Raw genomic sequence first — 20,614 nt, 5'->3', positions numbered from 1 at the left:
GGTGGGTGGAGCTGATGGCGCTGCTGGGCAGGGTGGGGCTGTTCGGAGGGACGGGCTGGCGAACCGGCGCTGCTGTGCGGCGGGTTATCAGCCCGCGTACGGATCGGGGGTGATGCCCGGACGCGCCAGGAACGCGAAGTCGCAGCCGGTGTCGGCCTGGGAGATCTGCTCCATGTAGAGCGCGCCGTAGCCGCGCTCGTACCGGGCCGGCGGCGGTGTCCAGGCGGCCCGGCGGACGTCCAGCTCCTCGTCCGTGACGTGCAGGTGGAGGGAGCGTGCGGCGACGTCGAGGGTGATCGTATCGCCCGTACGGACGAGGGCAAGGGGTCCGCCGACATGGGACTCGGGTGCCACATGCAGCACACACGCCCCGTAACTCGTCCCGCTCATCCGGGCGTCGGAGATCCGCACCATGTCCCGCACTCCCTGTTCGAGCAGGTACCGGGGGATGGGCAGCATGCCGTACTCCGGCATCCCCGGACCGCCCTTCGGGCCCGCGCCGCGCAGCACCAGCACATGCTCGGGCGTGATGCCGAGCGCCGGGTCGTCGATGGTCCGCTGCATCGACCGGTAGTCGTCGAAGACGACCGCGGGACCGGTGTGCTCGAGCAACCGCGGCTCGGCCGCGATGTGCTTGATGACGGCGCCGTCGGGGCAGAGGTTCCCCCGCAGCACCGCGACCCCGCCCTCGGCGGCCAGCGGCCTCGAACGGTCCCGGATCACCTCCTCGTCGTGGACGAGCGCGCCGTCGAGCTGCTCCCGCAGCGTGGCGTGCGAGACCGTCGGGCGATCCAGGTGCAGGACGTCGGTGAGCCGGGAGAGGAAGCCCGGCATTCCGCCCGCGAAGTGGAAGTCCTCCATCAGGAACCGACCGCCCGGCCGCAGGTCCGCGAGCACCGGCACCGTCCGCGCGATCCGGTCGAAGTCGTCGAGCGTCAGCTTCACCCCCGAGCGCCCCGCCATCGCGATCAGATGGATCACCGCGTTGGTCGAGCCGCCGAGCGCCAGGACGGCGGCGACCGCGTCCTCGTACGCCTCCCGCGTCAGGATCCGCGACAGCCGCAGGTCCTGCCGTACGAGTTCCACGATCCGCAGCCCCGAGGCCGCCGCCATCCGGTCGTGCCCCGAGTCGACCGCCGGCACCGATGAGGCACCCGGCACGGTCACGCCGAGGGTCTCCGCGGCGGCGGTCAGCGTGGACGCCGTCCCCATCGTCATGCAGTGTCCGGGGGAGCGGGCGAGACCGCTCTCCAGCTCCGCCATCTCGCAGTCGCCGATCCGTCCCGCCCGCTTCTCGTCCCAGTACTTCCACATGTCCGTACCGGAGCCGAGCGTCTCGCCCCGCCAGTGCCCCGGCAGCATCGGCCCCGCCGGAACGAACACCGTCGGCAGGTCGACCGAGGCCGCACCCATGAGGAGCGCCGGGGTCGTCTTGTCGCAGCCGCCCATCAGCACCGCCCCGTCCACCGGGTACGAGCGCAGCAGCTCCTCCGTCTCCAGGGCGAGGAGGTTGCGGTAGAGCATCGGGGTCGGCTTCTGGAACGTCTCCGAGAGGGTGGAGACCGGGAACTCCAGCGGGAAGCCGCCGGCCTGCCACACCCCGCGCTTCACGGCCTGCGCGCGGTCGCGGAGGTGGACGTGGCAGGGGTTGATGTCGGACCAGGTGTTGAGGATCGCGATCACCGGCTTCCCGAGGTGCTCCTCGGGCAGATAGCCGAGCTGCCGGGTGCGGGCGCGGTGGCTGAAGGAGCGGAGGCCGTCGGTGCCGTACCACTGGTGGCTGCGCAGCTCCTCGGGGCGCCGGCCCCCTTCGGCGGGGCGCCGGCCTTCGCCGACGGGGTTCCGTCCTTCGTCGACGCTGCGCCGGCCCGTGTCGGCGGGCCCTTCGCCGCTCATACCGGCCACCCGGCCGCGATCGTGGCGACCTCGGCCCGCTCGCTCCCGGGGAGTTCACGGCTCGGCGGGCGGACCGCCCGGCGGCAGAGGCCGAGGGAGGCGAGGGCCTCCTTGACCACCGTCACGTTGTCGGCACTGCCGTTGGCCGCGCGCAGCTCCTCGAAGCGGCGGATCCGCTCCCAGACCTTCATCGCGGTCGGGTAGTCGCCGGACCGGAGTGCGTCCAGCATCTCCAGGGAGAGCGCGGGGGAGACGTTGACCAGGCCGGAGGTGAATCCGGTGGCGCCGCCGGCGAAGTAGGCGGGGGCGTACGGCTCGGCCAGGCCCGCCACCCAGACGAAGCGGTCGAGGCCCGCGTCCCGGGCGAAGCCGGCGAACCGGGCCGCGTCGGGGACCGCGTACTTCACCCCCACGACGTTGGGGCAGGCGGCGCCGAGCTCGGCGAGCCGGGCCCCGCCGAGCAGCGGGTTGCGGATGTAGGGGACGACCCCGAGCTCGGGGACGGCCTCGGCGATGGCCCGGTGGTAGTCGACCCAGCCGCTCTCGGAGACGTACGGGTGGACCGGCTGATGGACCATCACCAGGTGGGCGCCCGTGGCGCGGGCGTGCCGGGCGGCCTCGACCGCCGTCGGCACGTCGTGGCCGACGCCGACGAGGATCGCGGCACGGTCGCCGGCCTCGTCGACGGTGATCTCGGTGAGCAGGCGGCGCTCCTCGGAAGTGAGCGCGTAGAACTCGCCGGTGTTGCCGTTGGGGGTGAGGGTGCGGACCCCGCCGTCGAGGAGCCGGCGCAGCAGCGCGCGGTGGGTGACGGTGTCCACGGAGCCGTCCTCGGCGAACGGGGTGACCGGGATGGCCACGACGTCGGCGAGGGCGGCCCTCATCGTCTCGAATTCCATGCTCACTCGCTGTTCGGGGGGGACTGGTTCTCGGGGTACTGGGGGAAGGCGCGCTCGACGAAGGACGCGATGTGGTCGTGGACCGCGCGGCCCACCCCGCCGACGTCGCCGGCGGCCGCGAGCCGCAGGATCTCCTCGTGCTCGGCGGCCTCCCGCTCCCAGGAGGGGATGGCCGCCCAGGCGACGGTGGAGACCAGGGCGGCCTGGTCGCGGACCTCGTCGAGCATCCGGCCGAGCAGCGGGTTGCCGCAGGGCAGGTAGAGCGCCCGGTGGAACGCCCGGTTGGCCAGGGACCGTTCGGCCGGGTCCTCGGCCCCGGCCGCCCGGCGCAGGGCCTCCCGCGCCTCGTCGAGCGGGGCGCCGGACGCCACGGCGCGGCGGACCGCCTCGGGTTCCAGGAGGAGGCGTACGTCGTAGACGGCGCGGGCCATGTCGGCGTCGACCATCCGGACCGTGACGCCCTTGTACTGGTTCATCACCACGAGCCCGCTGCCCGCGAGGGTCTTGAGCGCTTCGCGGACCGGGGTCTTCGACACCCCGAAACGCGCGGCGAGTTCGGCCTCGACAAGTGCCTGGCCGGGTCTGAGCCCTCCGGTAAGGATGTCGTGCTTGATCGCTTCGAGCACGTACTGGGTGCGGGAGGGGATGGGGCTGGGGGCGAAGGCCATGGAGCACTCTCAGATCTCATGTATCGCGTCTCATATATGACGTACGAAGTGCAACGGGCATGAAACTAAGGGGGTGTTCGTGTTTCGTCAATGCTTCGCGCAAGCGCTTTCTGCGCGTGGCGACCGGCTGGACGGCCTGACGCTGCCTGTCGCCCCGGCAAGCGCGGGAGACCGGCAGCGGAACGGAACTCCCCTGCGCGGTCCGGGTCCTGGGCTCGGGCGGGTGTGATCGCGACGGCGTAGGGTCGGGGCCATGACGACGCATCCCGCGACACGAGAGCCCGAACAGCGCAAGAAGGACGTCCTCGCCCGGCTGGCGGAGGAGGTGGACATCTGGGTGGCCTCGGCGAGCGCCGACGCGCTGCCGTACCTCGTGCCGCTGGCCTTCCACTGGGACGGCACGGACGTCTGGCTGTGCACCCGGCTGACGAATCCCACCGGCCGCAACCTCGCCGCCGGCGGACGGACCCGGCTGGCGCTCGGGCACACCCGGGACGTCGTCCTGATCGACGGCGACGTGACGACCCTCGGCGGCGACGACGTACCGACGGAGGCGATCGAGGGCTTCGCCGCGAAGTGCGGCTGGGACCCGCGGAACTCGGGGCCCGCGTACGGCTGGTTCCGGGTCCGCCCCACCGCGGTGGAGGCCTGGCTTGAGGAGCCGGAACTGGCCGGGCGCCACCTGATGCGGGACGGCGTCTGGGCGGTCTGAGCGGTCGGGGACCGCGTCCCCGAGGACGAGAGGCGGACGCGCCGGGGGCCGGCGCCGCCGAGGAGCCGATCGTCAGTTCCTGAACCCGGCCGGGGACGGAGGGGGGCCCGAGCTGTCCCGTACGGTCAGCGCCGGCGTGAGCAGTTCGACCCGCGCCGTGTCCGCCCCCTCGCGGCGGGAGAGGCCCGCGACGAGCCGTTCCACCGCCCTGCGGCCCAGCTCCTGCGCGGGGATCGCCACCGAGCTGAGCGGCACCGAGGCCTGGGCGGCGATCTGGTCGGCGCAGACCGCGACCACCGACACGTCCTCGGGCACGGCCCGGCCGGTCCGCCGCAGCAGCGCGAGCAGCGGCTCGACCGCCGTCTCGTTCTGCACGACGAACGCGCTGACCCCGGGCCGCTCGTCGAAGATCCTGGTGAGTGCCCCCGCCACGGCGTCGTGGCCGCCTTCGCACGGCCGGTGCAGCAGCCGGACCCCTCGCTCGGCCGCCCGGTCGCGCAGCCCGCGCAGGGTGCGCTCGGCGAAGCCCGTGTGGCGCGCGTAGACGCCGGGCGACTCGCCGATGACCGCGATCTCCCGGTGCCCGAGGTCTGCCAGGTGCTCCACGCACAGCGCCCCGGCCGCCGCGAAGTCCAGATCGACGCAGTGCAGCCCCGCGGGGTCGGCCGGCAGCCCGACCAGGACGGCCGGCGGGCCCGCCACGCGCAGCACCGGCAGCCGCTCGTCGTCGAGCTGGACGTCCATCAGGATCATCGCGTCGGCGAGCCCGCTGCCGGTCACGCGGCGGAGCGCCGAGGGGCCCTCCTCGCCGGTGAGGAGCAGCACGTCGTAGCCGTGCGCGCGGGCGGCGGTGGCGACGGCGACCGCGATCTCCAGCATCACCGGCACATACATGTCGGTGCGCAGCGGGACCATCAGGGCGATGATCCGCGAACGGCTGCTGGCGAGCGCGCGGGCGCCCGCGTGGGGCTGGTAGCCGAGCTGCTCGATGCTGGCCCGCACCCGCCGCCGGGTGGGGTCCGAGATGGGGCGCCTGCCGCTGAGGACGTAGCTCACCGTGCTGGCCGACACTCCGGCGTGCCGGGCGACCTCGGCAAGCGTGACCATCCGTTCTCCCCGCGGGCCGTGACTGAGGTGAGGCGATGCGAATCGCTTCGACGATGTCACTCGAACGATCGCTTCGACGGCTCAGCGAGACCGTAACCCGGGTGTGTTGACGTGTCCAGAGAAGTGGGTCAAGAAGATCGAAGCGCTTCGACGGACGAGCTGTCGGAGTCGAAGCGCCGGAGTTCCCCCGGGTGCCGGGAACCGAGCGGGGACATTCCGCCGTCCGCCCCGTGCCGGGCGAGCAGGTCCAGGACGAGCCGGCCGCGCCGTACCCGCTCCCGCGCCGTGGCGAGGGCGAGCTCCCGCAGGTGGGCCCCGTACGGGTAGATCCCGGCCGCCCGGCTCAGCCCGAACTTCAGGTACAGGGGCGCGCCCCGCCGGATCAACTCGGCCGCCTCGTACATCCGGACGTAGCCGCCGAGGTCGTCCGGGGCCTCGACGTACAGGTCCATCGGCGCCCGGCTGACCCGCCGAATCTCGGTGAGATGGGCGAGCGTCAGGTCGGACGGCACATTGAGGGAATCGGCCCCGAGCCGCTCGTGGACCGCGTACGAGGCGGGGTTGACCGGCCCGATGAGCGCGGACACCTTGAACGTGGTGTCGGCGGGCAGCGTCCCCGCCTCGCGCATCCGGTGCAGCGTCCACAACACGCCCTCGTCGGCCACGAGCAGACACCGCACGCCCGACGAGGTGGCACGCAGGGCGTCTTCGACGCATCCGGCGAGCCCGTCGTGGCCGCGGGCGCGCAGGCCCGCGCCGCCCGAGTCGGTACGGGTGGCGGCCCCGGTGTCCCACGTTCCGCGCGGCCCGGTGAACAGGCAGAGCTCCACGGCGCGTTCGGCGCAGGCGGAGACCATCTCCGCGATCTCGGCGTCCGTGAGCATCCAGACACCACTGCCCTGGCTGACCCGGTGGACGGGGACGCCGAGCCGCTCGCTCTCCGCGAGGACGACGGCGAGCGCCTCGGGACTCTCGACGGAGGGGACCTCGGTGCGCCAGCGCCCCCCGTCGGGGAAGGAGTGCGGGGAGGCGTCGGCGGGGTCGGTCGGCGGTACGGGGTGGCCGATACGGCGGAGGGCGTCGCCGCCGGGGAGCCGGGGGGCCGGTCGCGTGGTCATCGGAATCCTCTGCTGGGGAGCGCGGACGCGGAACGGGGGTGGCTGCGGGACCGGTTCAGGGGCGGAGGAGGACCTTGCCCGTGTCCGGGGCGCCGCCGCCCACCAGGGCGAGGGCCTCGCCGAACCGGTCGAGGGGGAATTCGTGGGTGATCAGCGGGGCCGGGTCGAGAAGACCCAGCGAGAGCGCGCGGACGGCGTCGGACCAGGCCGCGGAGGAGGCGCCGAAGACGCTGCGGATCTCCAGCTGGCTGACGGACAGATGGACCGGGTCGATCCCTGCGGCCCCCGCCGTGAACATGCCGGTGAGGACGACCCGGCCGCCCCGGCGGGCGAGCAGACAGGAGGAGGCGGCGGTGGTGGGCGCGCCCGCGGTCTCCACGACGAGGTCGAAGCGGCCGGACAGGCCGTCCGCCTCGGCCGGGGTGAGGGCGCGGTCGGCGCCGAAGGCCGGGGCCTGAGCCGCCCGGTCCGTACGCGGGTCCACGACGGCCAGTTCGGCGGGGGAGGAGGCGGCGAGCCACTGGACGGCGAGCAGCCCGAGCGTCCCGGCGCCGACGACGGCGATCTGTTCACCGGGGCGCGGCCGGCCGGCCCGTACCGCGGCGGCGACGACGGCCGCCGGTTCGAGCAGTGCGGCGGCCCGGAGGTCCACCCCGTCCGGCAGCGGGTGCAGGAGCCGGGCGGGGACGAGGAGGTGGTCGGCGAAGGCACCCGGCTCGGTGAAGCCGGTCTCGGCGTATCCGGCGGTGCAGAGGCTGGTCTCCCCGTACCGGCAGCGCTCGCAGCGGCCGCAGGCCCGGAAGCCCTCGGCCACGCACGGCCGGCCCAGGAGCGCGGGATCGACTCCGGCGCCGACGGCGTCCACGGTGCCGGACCACTCGTGGCCGGGGACGATCGGGTAGCGGACGTAGCCCGGGGCACGGTGGCCCTCGTACAGCTCGCGGTCGCTCAGGCAGATCCCGGCGGCGGCGACCCGCACCCGGACCTCGCCGGGGCCGGGTGCGGGGACGTCCCGCTCGATCAGCCGGTGCACGCCGGGCCGTTCGACGAGGACGGCGCGGCTCACGGCGGGCGCGGGGCGGTTCGCGGCGGACGCGGGGCGGCTCTCGGCGGGGTCGGGACGGCCCGCGGCATCTGCGCCCGCATCGGCATCGGCCCGGCTCACTTCGGCTGCCTCTTCTCCCAGCCCTCGGCCCACAGGTCGAACCGGGCGCGCTGCTGAGGGAACTCGGCGGCGGCGTCCGCGTCGAACTCCACCCCGAGACCCGGCTCGTGGGAGACGGCGAAGCAGCCGGTCTCCGGGTCGACCTCGGGCGCGCCGCGCACGACCTTCTTGATCTCCGCGTCCGCGAAGTCGTTGAAGTGCTCCAGGACCTTGAAGTTGGGGGTGCAGGCCGCGAGTTGGAGGGAGGCCGCGGTGAGGACCGAGCCGCCCACGTTGTGCGGGGCGACGAGCACGTAGTGGGTCTCGGCGGTCGCGGCGAGCTTCCTGGCCTCCAGGATGCCGCCGATGTGACCGACGTCGGGCTGCACGATGTCGACGGCCTGTGACTCGAAGAGCTCCCTGAACTCGATCCGGTCGTGGATCCGTTCACCGGTCGCGATCGGCAGGTCCACCTTCTCGGCGACCTTCGACAGGGCCTTGAGGTTCTCCGGCGGCACCGGCTCCTCCAGCCATGCGGGCCGGAACGGGGCGAGTTCGCGCGCGAGCCGGACCGCGGTCGAGGGGGAGAAGCGGCCGTGCATCTCCACCATCAGCTCGGTGTCCGGGCCGACGGCGTCCCGTACCGCCTCGATGAGCGCGACGGCCTCCCGTGAACGCTCGGCGTCCAGCTCGTAGTGACCGGTCCCGAACGGGTCGATCTTCAGCGCCCGGTAGCCGCGCGCCACGACCTCGCGCGCCGCCGCGTGGTACGCCTCCGGGGTGCGCTCGGTGGTGTACCAGCCGTTCGCGTACGCCTTCACCCGGTCCGTCACCTTCCCGCCGAGCAACTGCCAGACGGGTACGCCGAGAGCCTTGCCCTTGATGTCCCAGCAGGCCATCTCGACGACGGCGATCCCGGACATGACGATCTCGCCGGCCCGCCCGAAGTCCCCGTACTTCATACGCCGTACGAGATCCTCGACCGCGAACGGGTCGGAACCGGCGATGTGGTTGTGCTCGGCCTCGCGGAGGTAGCCGACGAGCGCGTCGGTGTGCCCGAGCATCCGGGTCTCGCCGACACCGGTCAGCCCCTCGTCGGTGTGGACGAGCACATAGGTGAGATTGCGCCAGGGCGTGCCGACGACGTGTGTGGTGATTCCCGTGATGCGCACGGTGGTTGCTCCTCGGGGTTGTGGAAGTGGGCGCCTGCTTGTTCGAGATATCGAATATCGTTCGGTGGGTCGGCGTGACGGTAGGCAGCGGCCCGCCGGGGTGTCAACGGGAGCGTGCCCACGCGCCCTGTTCGCGGCGGGATCCCCGACGACCCGTTGCCCGGCGTGGGGCGCGCCGCTAGTCTCTGTTCGCGATTTCGGTCGTAGTACGGAATATCGAACGGGCAGAGGCGAGGTGGGGGACCCATGGGACGACTCGTTCCGGCGGTGACCAGGGCATTCGACGTACTGGAGCTCTTCCTGGAGGGCGACGGCACCCTGTCCGCCCCCGAGATCACCCGCAGGCTCCAGCTGCCGCGCACGACCACGCACGAGCTGGTCACCACCCTGACCGCCCGCAACTACCTCGTGCCGGTGCCGGGACAGCCCGGCCGCTACCGGCTCGGCGTCCGCACGTACCAGCTCGGCAGCCGGTACGCCGAGCAGCTCGACCTCGCGGCCGAAGGCCACCAGGTCGCGCGCGAGGTCGCCGACACCTGCGGCGAGACGGTGCATGTGGCCGTCCTGGAGGACATGGACGTCATCTATATCGCGAAGGTCGACTCGACCCACGCGGTACGGATGGTCTCCGCGGCCGGACGCCGGCTGCCCGCCCACTGCACGGCCGTCGGCAAGATGCTGCTCGCGTCCCTCCCGGAGGCCGACCTGGAGGAGCGCCTCGACGGGTACGACCTGGCGGGCATGACGCCCCGCAGCATCACCGACCCGGACGCGCTGCGCGCCGCGCTCGCCGAGATCCGGATCCTCGGCGTCGCGGGCGAACAGCAGGAGTCCAACCCCGACGTGAGCTGTGTGGCCGCGCCGGTACGGGACCGCTCCGGCCGGGTCGTCGCGGCGCTGTCCGTCTCGGTGCCGGTGCACCGCTGGAGCGAGGACCGCGAGAACGAACTCACGGCGCTGGCCGTGAAGGGCGCGAGCCGGCTGGCGGAGCGGCTGGGGTACCGGACCGTGCACTGAACCCCGGCCCGTCCTGCCGCAGTCGGGGCTCCACCGTGCCGGCTCCAGGAAGCCCGGGCCCGGCTTCGGGAGGCCCGCGCCCGGCTTCGGGGCTGCGCCGCCCGGCGTCAGGACTCCGTCCCCCGGCGTCAGGGCTCCGCGCCGGAGGACCCGGAGCGCCCGCCGTCCCGTCGATCCCGGGGCTGGCGCATCCGGCTGACCGGGCCGAAGACGTCCCGGTCGTCGAGGAAGCCCTCAAGGGCGAAGGCGGCCGCACCCCGGGTGACCGCGTTGTGCGGCACCGCGCTGCGTCGCAGGGTCGCCGCCCGGTGCGGCAACGCCAGCGCGTGCCGGGTGACGGCCTCGTACGTGGCGGTCAGCAGACGCTCTCCCAGCAGGTCGACGACCTGGTTGCCGAGGACGAGGGCCCGGGGGTTGAGCAGATTGACCAGATTGGCCACCGCCGCCCCCAGGTAGCGGCCGGTCCGGTCGATGACCTCGACGGCCGCCGGGTCCCCCTCCGCCGCCGCGCGCGCCAGGGCGGCGACCGTGGCCGCGTCGTCCGGCCCGGTCGCACGCTCGTCGCCGGGGGCGAGCTCGCGCCAGGTCTGGACGATGCCCCGCGTGCTGACGTACGCCTCCACGCAACCCCGGTTGCCGCAGGTGCAGAGTCGGCCGTCGATCGCGAGACAGGTGTGGCCCCACTCGCCGGCGCTGTTGGTGAACCCCCGGTAGAGCTGCCCGTCGATCGCGATCCCGGCGCCCACCCCGGCCCGCAGGGTCAGCACCACCAGGTCGTCCACCTCCCGGCCGGCGCCGAACCACAACTCGGCGACCGTGCTGGCCCGCAGGGGGTTGTCGAGCCGCAGGGGCAGCCCGAGGCGTTCGTCGAGCAGCGCCCGGAGCGGCACCTCGTGCCAGGACCAGTAGGGGGAGAAGGAGGAGACTCCGCCCTCGCGTTCCACCATGCCGGGCACGCTGACGCCGGCCCCGAGCACGCGCGCGCGGGGTACGCCGGAGACGCGCAGCAACTCCTCGACGCAGGCGGCGAGCGCGTCGACCACATCGGCGGGCCGGACATCGCCCGGGGGCAGGGGCCGCTCGACGGAGTGACGGACCTCCAGGGCGAGGTCGAAGAGCTCGGCGTGCACCGAGGTCTCGGCGATGTCGATGCCGATCAGCGCGCCCCGGTCGGCGTTGACGGCGAGCCGAGCGCGGGGTCGGCCACCGCTGGAGTCCTCGTGGCCCGCCTCGACGAGGACGCCGGCCTCCAGGAGCTCGGAGGTCAGATTGGCCACGGTGGCGAAGGACAGGCCGGTCGCGGCGGCGAGGTCCTGACGGCTCATCGCACCGGCCCCCGCGTAGAAGCGCCGCAGGACCTCGAAGCGGTTGAGACGGCGAATGTCCTGGGACGTCCGCTTGATCATGTGTGCTGTCCTCCGCTCGCGGGGTCCGTGCGTCCGTACGGCCCGTACGCGGCATCTTATTCAAAGGGTTGGAAGAAGCGTGGGGCGGGATATTTACAACCGTTAGACGAACCCGTAGCTTTTCTCCTGTCGCACCACTGGCACGACACCGAGGAGGCCAGATGCAGCACCTGAGGGCCCAGCCCTGCTCCCCCCTGCCCGGACGCCTGACGGAGGGGCCCGTCTGGGACGCCCGGCGCCAGGAACTGCTCTGGGTGGACATACCCGACGGCCTCGTCCACCGGGCCGCCCTGACGCACGAGGACGCGAAGCCGGACCTGGTCGGCGTCTCGACGCTCCGTTTCGACCGCCCCGTCGGCGCGGTCCAGCCCTGTGCCTCGGGAGCCCTGCTCGCGGCGGCAGGCACGTCCGTCCTCCGTCTCGAGGAGGACCGCCCGATCGCGGAGGCCGTCGAACTGGCCGCCCCGGTCCTGCCCGAGGACGGCCTGCCCCGCCGCATGAACGACGCCGCCGTCGACCCGGCGGGCCGGCTCCTCGCCGGAACGATGGCGTACGACGAGAGCCCCGGCGCGGGCGCGCTCTACCGCCTCGACGACGACGGCCTCACCACGCTCCTGGAGTCGGTCACCATCTCGAACGGCCTCGGCTGGAGCCCGGACGGCACGCTCCTCTACTACGCGGACAGCCCGACCGGCCGGGTCGACGTCTTCGCGTACGACGTGGCCACGGGCACCCTGAGCGACCGCAGGCCGTTCGCGGTCCTCGACCGAGGGGTGCCGGACGGACTCACGGTGGATGCCGAGGGACGGGTGTGGGTGGCGGTGTGGGGTGGCGGCGAAGTGCTCGCCTTCACGCCGGAAGGCACCCTCCACGCGCGCGTGGAGGTGCCCGCCTCCCACGTGACGAGCTGCGCCTTCGCCGGGCCGGACCTCGACGTCCTGGTCATCACGACGGCCACGGAGGGCCTCCCCGAGCCCCGCCGCCGGGCGGAGCCGGACGCGGGGCGGCTGTTCGTCTGCCGTCCGGGCGGGAGGGGATTGCCGAGCGTTCCGTACGCCGACCGCTGACCGGCCGCCGCCGGGGGAGCGGGAGGCGGCTTGAGGTGTGTCGGGGGAGGGCCCGCCCACAGGACGCCGACGGGCCCGACGGGTCCGGCGGGTCCGCGGACGTCCGCCCGACGGGTCTGCGGACGCCCGCCCGACGGCGGTGATCTGTGCCGACCGCCGGGCCAGATGGGCATGCAGCCGTGTGCCCGCCCCACTGCGGATGATCCGTGCCGACCGACGGGCCGCGCTGGTTGGGGTGCCCGTGAGAACGCCGGCCTCGCTCGCTCGCTCGCGCGGGCGGGCGCGCGGAGCGCCGTTGCCGTGGCCTGCCGCCGCATCTCCGCAGACCTGACCGCTCGTTCCGCCGATTCGCCCGGTGACGTCATGCCGGACGGCCTGCGGCGCGCCCGCCGTGAGCCGACTGCCGACCGCGACCGTCACACGGCTGCGGGCCCGGCCATTGCTCGGCCTCCGGCCGACTCCTGCGCCGTCTGCGCGGCCTTGCGCCGTCTCGGCCCGCCGCATCGCCTCCGCCTCCTCCGCCGCCTTCTCCTCGGTCTGCCGCCTCGCCGCCGTCGCCGGCCTGCGCCGCCCACCGTCGAGGAGCGGGGCTGTCAGCCGCGTCAGCCACACCCCCGTATCTCCCTCGGCCCCGACCCGATCGCGCGGCGGGCCGTCGGCTGCCGAGGCCTGCCCGTCGCCCGCCCCGTACCCCCCGACCCCACCCACCCCCGAGGAAGCACCCAGCCATGACCACCCCGCCCGCAGCCACCACACCTCCGCCCGAGCGGCCCAGCGCACCCGGGGGCGCCACCCCGTCCGAGGAGGGCGCCCCGCCCGAAGCGCGTACCCGGGCACAGGCGTCCGCCCACGAACTCCGCGCCGCCCTCGAATCCGCGCCCGTCATCGCCATCCTCCGCTCCACCTCCGCCGCCCGGTTCGCCGAAGTCACCGACACCCTGCTCGCGTCCGGCATCCGCGCCGCCGAGTTCACGCTCACCACCCCCGGCGCCCTCGACGCCCTGAGCGAGTACGCCGCCGACGCCCCGCCCGCGCTCGCGCTCGGCGCCGGGACCGTGACCACGCCCGCCGAGGCGCAGGCCGCCGTCGAGGCCGGGGCGACGTACCTCATCACCCCCACCACCTCCACAGAGGTCATCGCGGAGGCGGCCCGCCTCGGCGTCCCGGTGCTCCCCGGCGCCTGCACCCCCACCGAGATCCTCACCGCCTGGCGGGCGGGGGCCACGATGGTGAAGCTCTTCCCCGCCGCCACCGGCGGACCCGAGTACCTCCGCGCCGTCCGGGCCCCGCTGCCGTACGTCCCCCTCGTCCCGACCGGCGGCATCGGCGTCACCGAAGCCCCCGCCTATCTGGCTGCGGGCGCCACCGCCCTCGGTATGGGCGGTCCCCTCGTCGGCGACGCCTGCGAGGGCGGCTCCCTCGCCGCCCTCGGTGAGCGCGCCGCCGTCCTGCTCGACGGAATACGCCGATGAGCGCCGCGCGTCCGCCCGCCCTCGTCACCCTCGGCGAGGCCATGGCCGTGGTCGCCGCGACCCGCCCCGGACCACTCGCCCCGGGCGCGCCCCTCCGGCTGGGCTGGGCCGGTGCCGAGGCCACGGTCGCGATCGGCGTCAGCCGGCTCGGCCACGCGGCCGCCTGGACCGGCCGGGTCGGCGAGGACGCCGCGGGCACGATGGTCCTCGCCGGACTCCGCGCCGAGGGCGTCGACGTCGCCGCCGCCCGTACGGACCCGGCCGCGCCCACCGGTCTGATGCTCCGCGAGCGCCGCACCGCCGACCGGCTCCGTGTCAGCTACTACCGAGCCGGCCTCGCGGGCTCCCGGCTCGCCCCCGAGGACCTCGACGAGGTGCAGCTCACCGGAGCCCGGGTCCTCCATGTCACGGGTATCACCCCGGCGTTGAGCGCATCCGCCCGCGCCGCCGTCGAGCACGCGGTGACCCTCGCCCGCGCCGCCGGGGTCACGGTCTCGTTCGACGTCAACCACCGCGAACGCCTCTGGAGCCGCGCCGAGGCCGCCGAGGCCCTCGCCCGGCTTCTCGCGCACGCCGACATCGTCTTCGCCGGTCCCGAGGAGGCCGCCCTCTTCGTGCCCGAGGAGTCGCCGGAGCGGATGGCCCGCGCCCTCACCCGGCTCGGGCCCGGCCAGGCCGTGCTCAAACTCGGCGCGCGGGGAGCCCTCGTGGCCACGGACGACGGCGGTCTTCTCGCCCGCCCCGCCGTGCCCGTCACCGCTGTCGACCCCGTCGGCGCCGGCGATGCCTTCGTCGCCGGCTACCTCGCCGCCGTCCTCGACGGCGCACCGGTGGAGGAGCGCCTGCACCTCGCCACCCTCTGCGGGGCCTTCGCGGTCTCCGTCCCCGGCGACTGGGAGGGCCTCCCGCGCCGCGCCGAACTCGGCCTTCTCGCGGCCCAGGACATCAGCCGCTGAGCCCCGCCTCCCCGGCTCCCTCCGCACATCCACGCAGGCGCTGACGCTGACTCAGGCGCAGGCGCAGGCACGGACGTAGACACAGACATACACAGACACAGACACAGACACAGACACAGACACAGACACACCAGGGACCCACACCCATGAACCGATTCTCCGGCCGGACCGCCGTCGTCACCGGCGCCGCCTCCGGCATCGGCGCGGCCAGCGCCGCTCGGCTCGCCGCCGAGGGCGCCGCCGTGCTCGTCTCCGACATCGCCGACGAGGCCGGCGAGGCCGTCGCCGCCGCGATCCGCGCCGACGGCGGCCGAGCGGCCTACGTACGCTGCGACGTCTCCTCCGAGGCGGACTGGACCGCCCTCCGCGCCGAGGCCCACGCCCGCTTCGGCCCCGTGGGCATCCTCCACAGCAATGCCTTCACCCACACCCCGGCCGCCGCCCACGACCTCCCCGTCGCCACCTGGGACCGGGAGATGGCGGTCAACCTGCGGGCCCTCTACCTCGCCACCCGCACCTTCCTCGACGACCTGCGCGCCGAGCGCGGCAGTCTCGTCGCCACCTCCAGCGTGCACGCCGACTTCGGTCTGCCCGGCTATCCCGCGTACGCCGCCGCCAAGGGCGGCATGTGCGCCCTCGTACGGCAGTTCGCCGTCGAGTACGGCCCCGACGTCCGCTTCAACTGCGTACTGCCCGGCCCGATCCTCACCGACGTCTGGAACGACGTCGACGAGGAGGGCCGCAGGCTCTCCGCCGGCGCCACCGCGCTCGCCCGGCTCGGCAGGCCCGAGGAGGTCGCCGCGGCCGTCGCGTTCCTCGCCTCCGCCGACGCCGCCTACATCACCGGAACCAACCTGGTCGTCGACGGCGGCTGGACCGTGAAGAAGGAATCCAAGTGAAGATCACCTCCCTGCGCACCTACCTCGTCGCCCCCCGCTGGTGCTTCCTGCGCATCGACACCGACGAGGGCATCACCGGCTGGGGCGAGCCCGTGGTCGAGGGCCGCGCCCACACCGTCGCCGCCGCCGTCGACGAGCTCGCCGACCACCTCGTCGGCCAGGACCCGATGAGGATCGAGGACCACTGGCAGGTGCTCACCAAGGGCGGCTTCTACCGCGGCGGTCCCGTCCTCTCCAGCGCCGTCGCGGGCATCGACCAGGCCCTCTGGGACATCACCGGCAAGGCCCTCGGCGTCCCCGTCTGGCAGCTCCTCGGCGGCAACGTCCGCGACCGCGTCCGTGTGTACAGCTGGATCGGCGGCGACCGGCCCGACGAGGTCGCCTCCGAGGCCGTCGCCCGGAAGAACGAGGGCTTCACCGCGATCAAGATGAACGCCTCCGCCCAGCTGCGCCTCATCGACACCCCGGCCGCCGTCCACGGCATCGTCGACCGGGTCGCCTCGATCCGGGAGGCCGTCGGCGACGAGTTCGACATCGCCATCGACTTCCACGGCCGGCTCACCGCCTCCATGGCCCGCCGCGTCCTTCCGCTCCTGGAGCCGTACCTCCCCCTCTTCGTGGAGGAACCGGTCGTCCCCGAGATGAGCGACCACATCGGCGACATCGTCCGCTCCACCTCCATCCCCATCGCGACCGGCGAACGCCTCTACTCCCGCTGGGACTTCAAGAAGGTGCTCGGCCAGGGCATCGCGGTCGCCCAGCCGGACCTCTCGCACGCCGGCGGCATCTCGGAGGTGCGCAGGATCGCCGCGATGGCGGAGGCGTACGACGTCTCCCTCGCCCCGCACTGCCCGCTGGGCCCGATCGCCCTCGCCTCCTGCCTGCAGGTCGGCTTCGCCGCGCCGAACCTCCTGATCCAGGAACAGAGCCTCGGCATCCACTACAACACCGGTTCCGACCTGCTCGACTATCTGGTCGACCCCTCCGTCTTCCGGTACGAGGACGGGCATGTGGGCCTGCCCACGGGGCCCGGTCTCGGGATCGAGGTCGACGCGAAGGCCGTCGAGCGCGCCGCCGAGGTCGGCCACCGCTGGCGCAACCCGGCCTGGCGGCGCGACGACGGCTCCCTCGCCGAGTGGTAGCCGGAACGAGCGGAACGAGCGGAACGAGCGGAACGAGCGGGAGGGGCGGGCCCGTGAACGAGCCCGCCCCTCCTTGCGCACGGTCGGGTCAGCGGTGCGCCAGCCAGTTCGCCGCCGGAAGCAGCTTGCTGTCGTAGTCGAACAGCGCCTGGTTCTCCCAGCCGTTGCCGGACGAGGGGTCGGCCGGGTCCCAGCCGTTGCCCGTGACGGCCGTCCAGGTCGGCTCCCAGTAGAAGACGCCGAGACCGCGGCCGTTCGGGACCGCCTCGACGACGTTCATGACGTCCCGCAGCCAGGCCGACTGGCCGGCCGCGCTCGCCGGGTAGCCGGAGACCAGCTCCGAGGACAGGTCGATGATGTTCTCGTGGGCGTCCTCGCTGTCGAGGCGGAACGGATACGCGGTCTCGGCGACCATCACCTTCTTGCCGTAACGGGCCGAGATGTCGTCGAGGTTGGCCTGGAGCGAGGACAGGGCGCCGTGCCAGTAGCCGTAGAAGGAGAACGCGATCACGTCGTAACCGAGGCCCTGAGCCTTGGCGTTGTCGAACCATGCGCGGTACAGCGCGTTGTCGCCGCCGTTCGCGAGGTGCAGCGCGATCTGGGTGCCGGACGAGACCGCCTTGGACGCGGAGATGCCGGAGCCGAGCAGCCCCGCCAGCTGCGACCAGTTGCTCGTCGAGCCCTCCGGCCACAGCATGCCGGTGTTGATCTCGTTGCCGATCTGCACCATGTCGGCCGTGGTGCCCTGCGCCTTCAGGGCGTTGAGGACGTCGTACGTGTGGTTGTAGACGTCCGTCTTCAGCTGCGCGTACGAGTGTCCCTGCCAGGCGGCGGGCTTCGTCTGGGCGCCCGGGTCGGCCCAGATGTCGGAATAGTGGAAGTCCACGAGCAGCTTCATGCCCTGGGCCTTGATCCGCTGGGCGGTGGCGAGGACCCGGGCCTTGTTGTTGTAGCCGTCGGCCGGGTTCACCCACACCTTGAGGCGGCCGTAGTCGGCGCCCGCGTTCCTGAGGAGCGCGACCGCGTCACCCGTGGTGCCGGAACTCGACTTGTAGGTCCCGCCGAGATCCTCGCTCTTCCTGAGGGAGGACACGTCGACGCCCCTGATCGTGAGACCGGTCGTGCCGGAGGTGAACGTCAGGTCGTCCACGTTCAGCCAATTCCCGCCTTTGGCATCGGAGTTGATGCTGATGGTGCAGGCGCCGCCCGTCACGGTGACGGGAGTGACGATCCGTATCCAGGTGGACGTCACCGGCAGGTCGGTGCGCTGCTCGGCCGAGCCGCAGTTCCGCAGGGCGAGGTAGGCGGAGTTCTGGCCGCCGCCCGAACGGACCCAGGCGCTGAGCGTGTACGTGCCGTTGGCGAGTCCGGAGAGGTACTGGTACGTCTCGACCTTGTACGTGGACGCCGACCAGTGGCTCAGGCGGTATCCGCCGCCGTGGCCCCCGGCCTCGGTGAACGAGGCAGCGTTCTGGCCGGCGGCCGAGTAGGTCGACCAGCCGGCCGGGGTCGCGGTTCCGGTGGCGTCGCTCTCGAACCCGGCGTTCGTGAGGGTGGCGGCGGCCTCGGCCTGCTGTGCGGCGGGCAGCGGAGCCAGGAGTAGGGCGCCCAGTGCGGCGGCGACGGCCGCGGCGCGCAGGCGGATGCGGCTTCTGACAGGGGTGGGGTGCAACGTCGAGTCCCTTCGACGGTGGCCGATGTGAAGTGTGGTGCGGGCGGTTCCTTACGGGTGGTGCGGTTCACCCGGGGGCGGCGCAGCGGGCGCAGCCGCCCCCGGGTGAGATCAGGGCCCCGGCCGGGGCCGGGGCGGGGGAGGGGCGGGGAGGGGAAGGGGGCGGTCAGGCGTCGAGACGTACGACCCGCACGGCACCGGCCGGGACGATGACCTTCCCGTCGACCGGCGTGCCTCCCGAGGCGCCGCCGAGCAGCTCGGTCCCGGAGCCGTCGAGCGGCACCTCGGCGTCCTCGGCGGAGTGGTTGAGGGCGAACAGGTACTGCCCGCCGTCTCCTGCGCGGCGCACGACCTCCACGTCACGCGGCAGCGCACCGCGCGCCGCGACCCCCGCGTCCTCGCACGCCGCGGCGACGATCGCGTCGAGCGACGCCGCGTCCAGCCGGGTGGAGACGTACCAGGCGGTGCCCCGTCCGAGCCGGTGCCGGGTCACCGCGGGGCCGCCGGCGGCCGGCCCGTCGGCGTACGTCCACACGGTCTCGGCGCCGCGCGGCCGGACGAACTCCGTCCACACGTCGCCGGTGAGCGAGGCGCCGTCGGGTCCGGTGATCCGTACGCGCCGGTCGTCCAGGAGCGGCGACCACTCGTCCACGGTGAGGCCGAGGACGTCCCGCAGGGCGCCCGGGTAGGCGCCGGGGTGCACGGCGTCGTGCTCGTCGACGATCCCGGAGAAGTACGAGACCACGAGCGTGCCGCCGTTCTCGACGTACTCCCGGAGGTTCTGTCCGGCGGCCTCGCTCATGAGGTAGAGCGCGGGGACGACGACCAGCGGGTGGGCGGAGAGGTCGGCCTCGGGGTGGGCGAAGTCGACGGTGAGATGCCGGTCGTAGAGGGTCTCGTAGAAGCTGTCGGCGCGCTCGCGGGCGTCGTGGGCGGCGTTCGGCCGCCACTCCAGGTTCTGCGCCCACCAGGAGTGCCAGTCCCAGAGCATGGCGACGTCCGGGACGGTCCGGCTGCCACGTACCTCCTCCAGGGCCTCCAGGTCGGCGCCGAGGGCGACGACCTCGCGCCAGATCCGGGTGTCGGTGCCGCCGTGCGGGACCATCGCGGAGTGGAACTTCTCGGCGCCGCGCCGGGACTGGCGCCACTGGAAGAACATGGCGCCCTCGGAGCCGCGGGCCACATGGGCGAGGGAGTTGCGGGCCATCTCGCCGGGGCGTTTGGCAGGGTTGCGGGGCTGCCAGTTCACGCCGGACGTGGAGTGTTCGAGGAGCAGCCAGGGGGCGCCGCCGGCGACGGAGCGGGTGAGGTCGGCGGCCATGGCCAGGTTGACGTGGGTGCGGCGGCCGTCGGTGATCAGATAGTGGTCGTTGGTGACGAGGTCGACCTCGCGGCCCCAGGCCCAGTAGTCGATGGAGTCGCACTGGCTGAGCGCGGTCATGAAGTTGGTGGTGACGGGGACACCGGGCGCGAGCTCGTGCAGGATGTCCCGTTCCGTCCGGAAGTTCTCCCGGATGGTGGCGTCGGCGAAGCGCCGGTAGTCGAGCTGTTGGGCGGGGTTGCCGACGGTGGGGGTCACCCGGGGCGGGTCGATCTCCTCGTACGAGGAGTAGCGCTGCCCCCAGAACGCGGTGCCCCAGGCCTCGTTCACGGCCTCCACCGAGCCGTACGTGACGTCGAGCCAGCGGCGGAAGTGGGCGGCGCAGCTGTCGCAGTAGCAGGCGCTGACGGGGACGCCGTACTCGTTGTGGACGTGCCAGAGCGCCAGCGCCGGGTGGCTGCCGTAGCGGCGGGCCAGCTCGGTGGTGATGCCCGCGGCGGCCGTCCGATAGGCGGCGGAACTGTGACAGATCGCCCCGCGTGAGCCGTACGAGTAGCGCACGCCCTCGGCGGTGACGGGCAGCGCCTCGGGGTGCGCCCGGTAGAACCAGGCGGGCGGTGCCACGGTCGGTGTGCCCAGGTCGACGCGGACGCCGTGCTCGTGGAGCAGGTCGAGGAGCCGGTCGAGCCAGCCGAAGTCGTACCGGCCCGGCTCCGGTTCGAGGAGGGCCCAGGAGAAGATCCCGACGCTCACCATGGTGACGCCGGCCTCCCGCATGAGCCGGACGTCCTCCTGCCAGACGCTTTCCGGCCACTGTTCGGGGTTGTAGTCCCCGCCGAACGCGAGCCGGTGCAGGCCCTTGGGAGTGGTCTGCGGCATGGGTCTCTCCTGAAGCCTCGAGCGATGAAAGCTTTGGTTCGTTGTGAACGTGCACACAGTCGATCTC

Annotated in this window: 17 protein-coding genes; 7 read left to right on the top strand and 10 right to left on the bottom strand. The window is 73.4% G+C overall.

The annotated features are described in order from the left end of the window. Positions 1–87: 87 nt before the first annotated feature. Genes araD through E0F75_RS05995 form a run of 3 tightly spaced genes read right to left on the bottom strand, consistent with a single transcriptional unit; the run spans position 88 to position 3,463 of the window. On the bottom strand, positions 88–1,896 hold the full coding sequence (araD, locus tag E0F75_RS06005; protein ID WP_229312526.1) for an L-arabinonate dehydratase: 1,809 nt from the start codon (positions 1,894–1,896) through the stop codon (positions 88–90). Continuing rightward, positions 1,893–2,801 carry a dihydrodipicolinate synthase family protein gene (locus E0F75_RS06000; protein ID WP_187621406.1) on the bottom strand — a complete coding sequence of 303 codons (909 nt, stop codon included), beginning with the start codon at positions 2,799–2,801 and terminating at the stop codon, positions 1,893–1,895. Before E0F75_RS06000 ends, araD begins: the two co-directional genes overlap by 4 nt. Continuing rightward, a complete protein-coding gene (locus E0F75_RS05995; protein WP_187621405.1) occupies positions 2,798–3,463 on the bottom strand; it encodes a GntR family transcriptional regulator in 666 nt (221 codons plus the stop codon). The genes E0F75_RS06000 and E0F75_RS05995 overlap by 4 nt, the downstream gene beginning before the upstream one ends. Positions 3,464–3,716: 253 nt before the next feature. Here E0F75_RS05995 and E0F75_RS05990 point away from each other — a divergent pair, with 253 nt between their 5' ends. Next, on the top strand, positions 3,717–4,175 hold the full coding sequence (locus tag E0F75_RS05990) for a pyridoxamine 5'-phosphate oxidase (RefSeq protein WP_187621404.1): 459 nt from the start codon (positions 3,717–3,719) through the stop codon (positions 4,173–4,175). Between the two features lie 72 nt (positions 4,176–4,247). Here the strand turns inward: E0F75_RS05990 and E0F75_RS05985 are convergent, their stop codons facing one another. The 4 genes from E0F75_RS05985 to E0F75_RS05970 form a co-directional block, all read right to left on the bottom strand. Continuing rightward, positions 4,248–5,282: a LacI family DNA-binding transcriptional regulator gene (locus tag E0F75_RS05985; RefSeq protein WP_187621403.1), complete on the bottom strand. Its 1,035-nt coding sequence runs from the start codon at positions 5,280–5,282 to the stop codon at positions 4,248–4,250. 128 nt (positions 5,283–5,410) lie between these two features. Beyond that, positions 5,411–6,400, bottom strand: a complete 990-nt coding sequence (locus tag E0F75_RS05980) for a hypothetical protein (RefSeq protein ID WP_187621402.1) — start codon at positions 6,398–6,400, stop codon at positions 5,411–5,413. Between the two features lie 55 nt (positions 6,401–6,455). Continuing rightward, positions 6,456–7,466, bottom strand: coding sequence for a zinc-binding dehydrogenase (locus E0F75_RS05975; RefSeq protein ID WP_187621599.1), 1,011 nt, complete (start codon positions 7,464–7,466; stop codon positions 6,456–6,458). 95 nt (positions 7,467–7,561) lie between these two features. Then, positions 7,562–8,716: a mandelate racemase/muconate lactonizing enzyme family protein gene (locus E0F75_RS05970; RefSeq protein WP_187621401.1), complete on the bottom strand. Its 1,155-nt coding sequence runs from the start codon at positions 8,714–8,716 to the stop codon at positions 7,562–7,564. 246 nt (positions 8,717–8,962) lie between these two features. Here E0F75_RS05970 and E0F75_RS05965 point away from each other — a divergent pair, with 246 nt between their 5' ends. Beyond that, positions 8,963–9,733, top strand: a complete 771-nt coding sequence (locus E0F75_RS05965; RefSeq protein WP_187621400.1) for an IclR family transcriptional regulator — start codon at positions 8,963–8,965, stop codon at positions 9,731–9,733. A 128-nt stretch (positions 9,734–9,861) separates the two neighbouring features. Here E0F75_RS05965 and E0F75_RS05960 read toward each other — a convergent pair whose 3' ends face one another. Then, positions 9,862–11,139, bottom strand: coding sequence for an ROK family protein (locus E0F75_RS05960; RefSeq protein ID WP_187621399.1), 1,278 nt, complete (start codon positions 11,137–11,139; stop codon positions 9,862–9,864). A gap of 161 nt (positions 11,140–11,300) precedes the next feature. Between E0F75_RS05960 and E0F75_RS05955 the strand changes: the two genes are divergently transcribed. From E0F75_RS05955 to dgoD, 5 genes are all read left to right on the top strand, one after another. Further along, positions 11,301–12,206 (top strand): SMP-30/gluconolactonase/LRE family protein, encoded by a 906-nt coding sequence (locus E0F75_RS05955; protein WP_187621398.1) that lies wholly within the window; start codon positions 11,301–11,303, stop codon positions 12,204–12,206. Between the two features lie 728 nt (positions 12,207–12,934). Continuing rightward, positions 12,935–13,678 carry a bifunctional 4-hydroxy-2-oxoglutarate aldolase/2-dehydro-3-deoxy-phosphogluconate aldolase gene (locus E0F75_RS05950; RefSeq protein ID WP_187621397.1) on the top strand — a complete coding sequence of 248 codons (744 nt, stop codon included), beginning with the start codon at positions 12,935–12,937 and terminating at the stop codon, positions 13,676–13,678. Beyond that, positions 13,675–14,634, top strand: coding sequence for a sugar kinase (locus E0F75_RS05945; RefSeq protein WP_187621396.1), 960 nt, complete (start codon positions 13,675–13,677; stop codon positions 14,632–14,634). Before E0F75_RS05950 ends, E0F75_RS05945 begins: the two co-directional genes overlap by 4 nt. Before the next feature lie 146 nt (positions 14,635–14,780). Then, the gene (locus E0F75_RS05940) at positions 14,781–15,533 is read left to right on the top strand and encodes an SDR family NAD(P)-dependent oxidoreductase (RefSeq protein WP_187621395.1); all 753 of its coding nucleotides are present in this window, start codon (positions 14,781–14,783) and stop codon (positions 15,531–15,533) included. Beyond that, positions 15,530–16,675 (top strand): galactonate dehydratase, encoded by a 1,146-nt coding sequence (dgoD, locus tag E0F75_RS05935; RefSeq protein ID WP_187621394.1) that lies wholly within the window; start codon positions 15,530–15,532, stop codon positions 16,673–16,675. The genes E0F75_RS05940 and dgoD overlap by 4 nt, the downstream gene beginning before the upstream one ends. Before the next feature lie 88 nt (positions 16,676–16,763). Here the strand turns inward: dgoD and E0F75_RS05930 are convergent, their stop codons facing one another. Together E0F75_RS05930 and E0F75_RS05925 are read right to left on the bottom strand one after the other, a co-directional pair. Continuing rightward, on the bottom strand, positions 16,764–18,347 hold the full coding sequence (locus tag E0F75_RS05930; protein ID WP_187621393.1) for an arabinogalactan endo-1,4-beta-galactosidase: 1,584 nt from the start codon (positions 18,345–18,347) through the stop codon (positions 16,764–16,766). A 166-nt stretch (positions 18,348–18,513) separates the two neighbouring features. Beyond that, on the bottom strand, positions 18,514–20,547 hold the full coding sequence (locus E0F75_RS05925) for a beta-galactosidase (RefSeq protein ID WP_187621392.1): 2,034 nt from the start codon (positions 20,545–20,547) through the stop codon (positions 18,514–18,516). Positions 20,548–20,614: the final 67 nt, after the last annotated feature.

This window comes from Streptomyces sp. CB02980, from assembly GCF_014451325.2.
Classification (GTDB): Bacteria; Actinomycetota; Actinomycetes; order Streptomycetales; family Streptomycetaceae; genus Streptomyces.
This window is presented reverse-complemented; position numbering and strand designations above follow the sequence as displayed.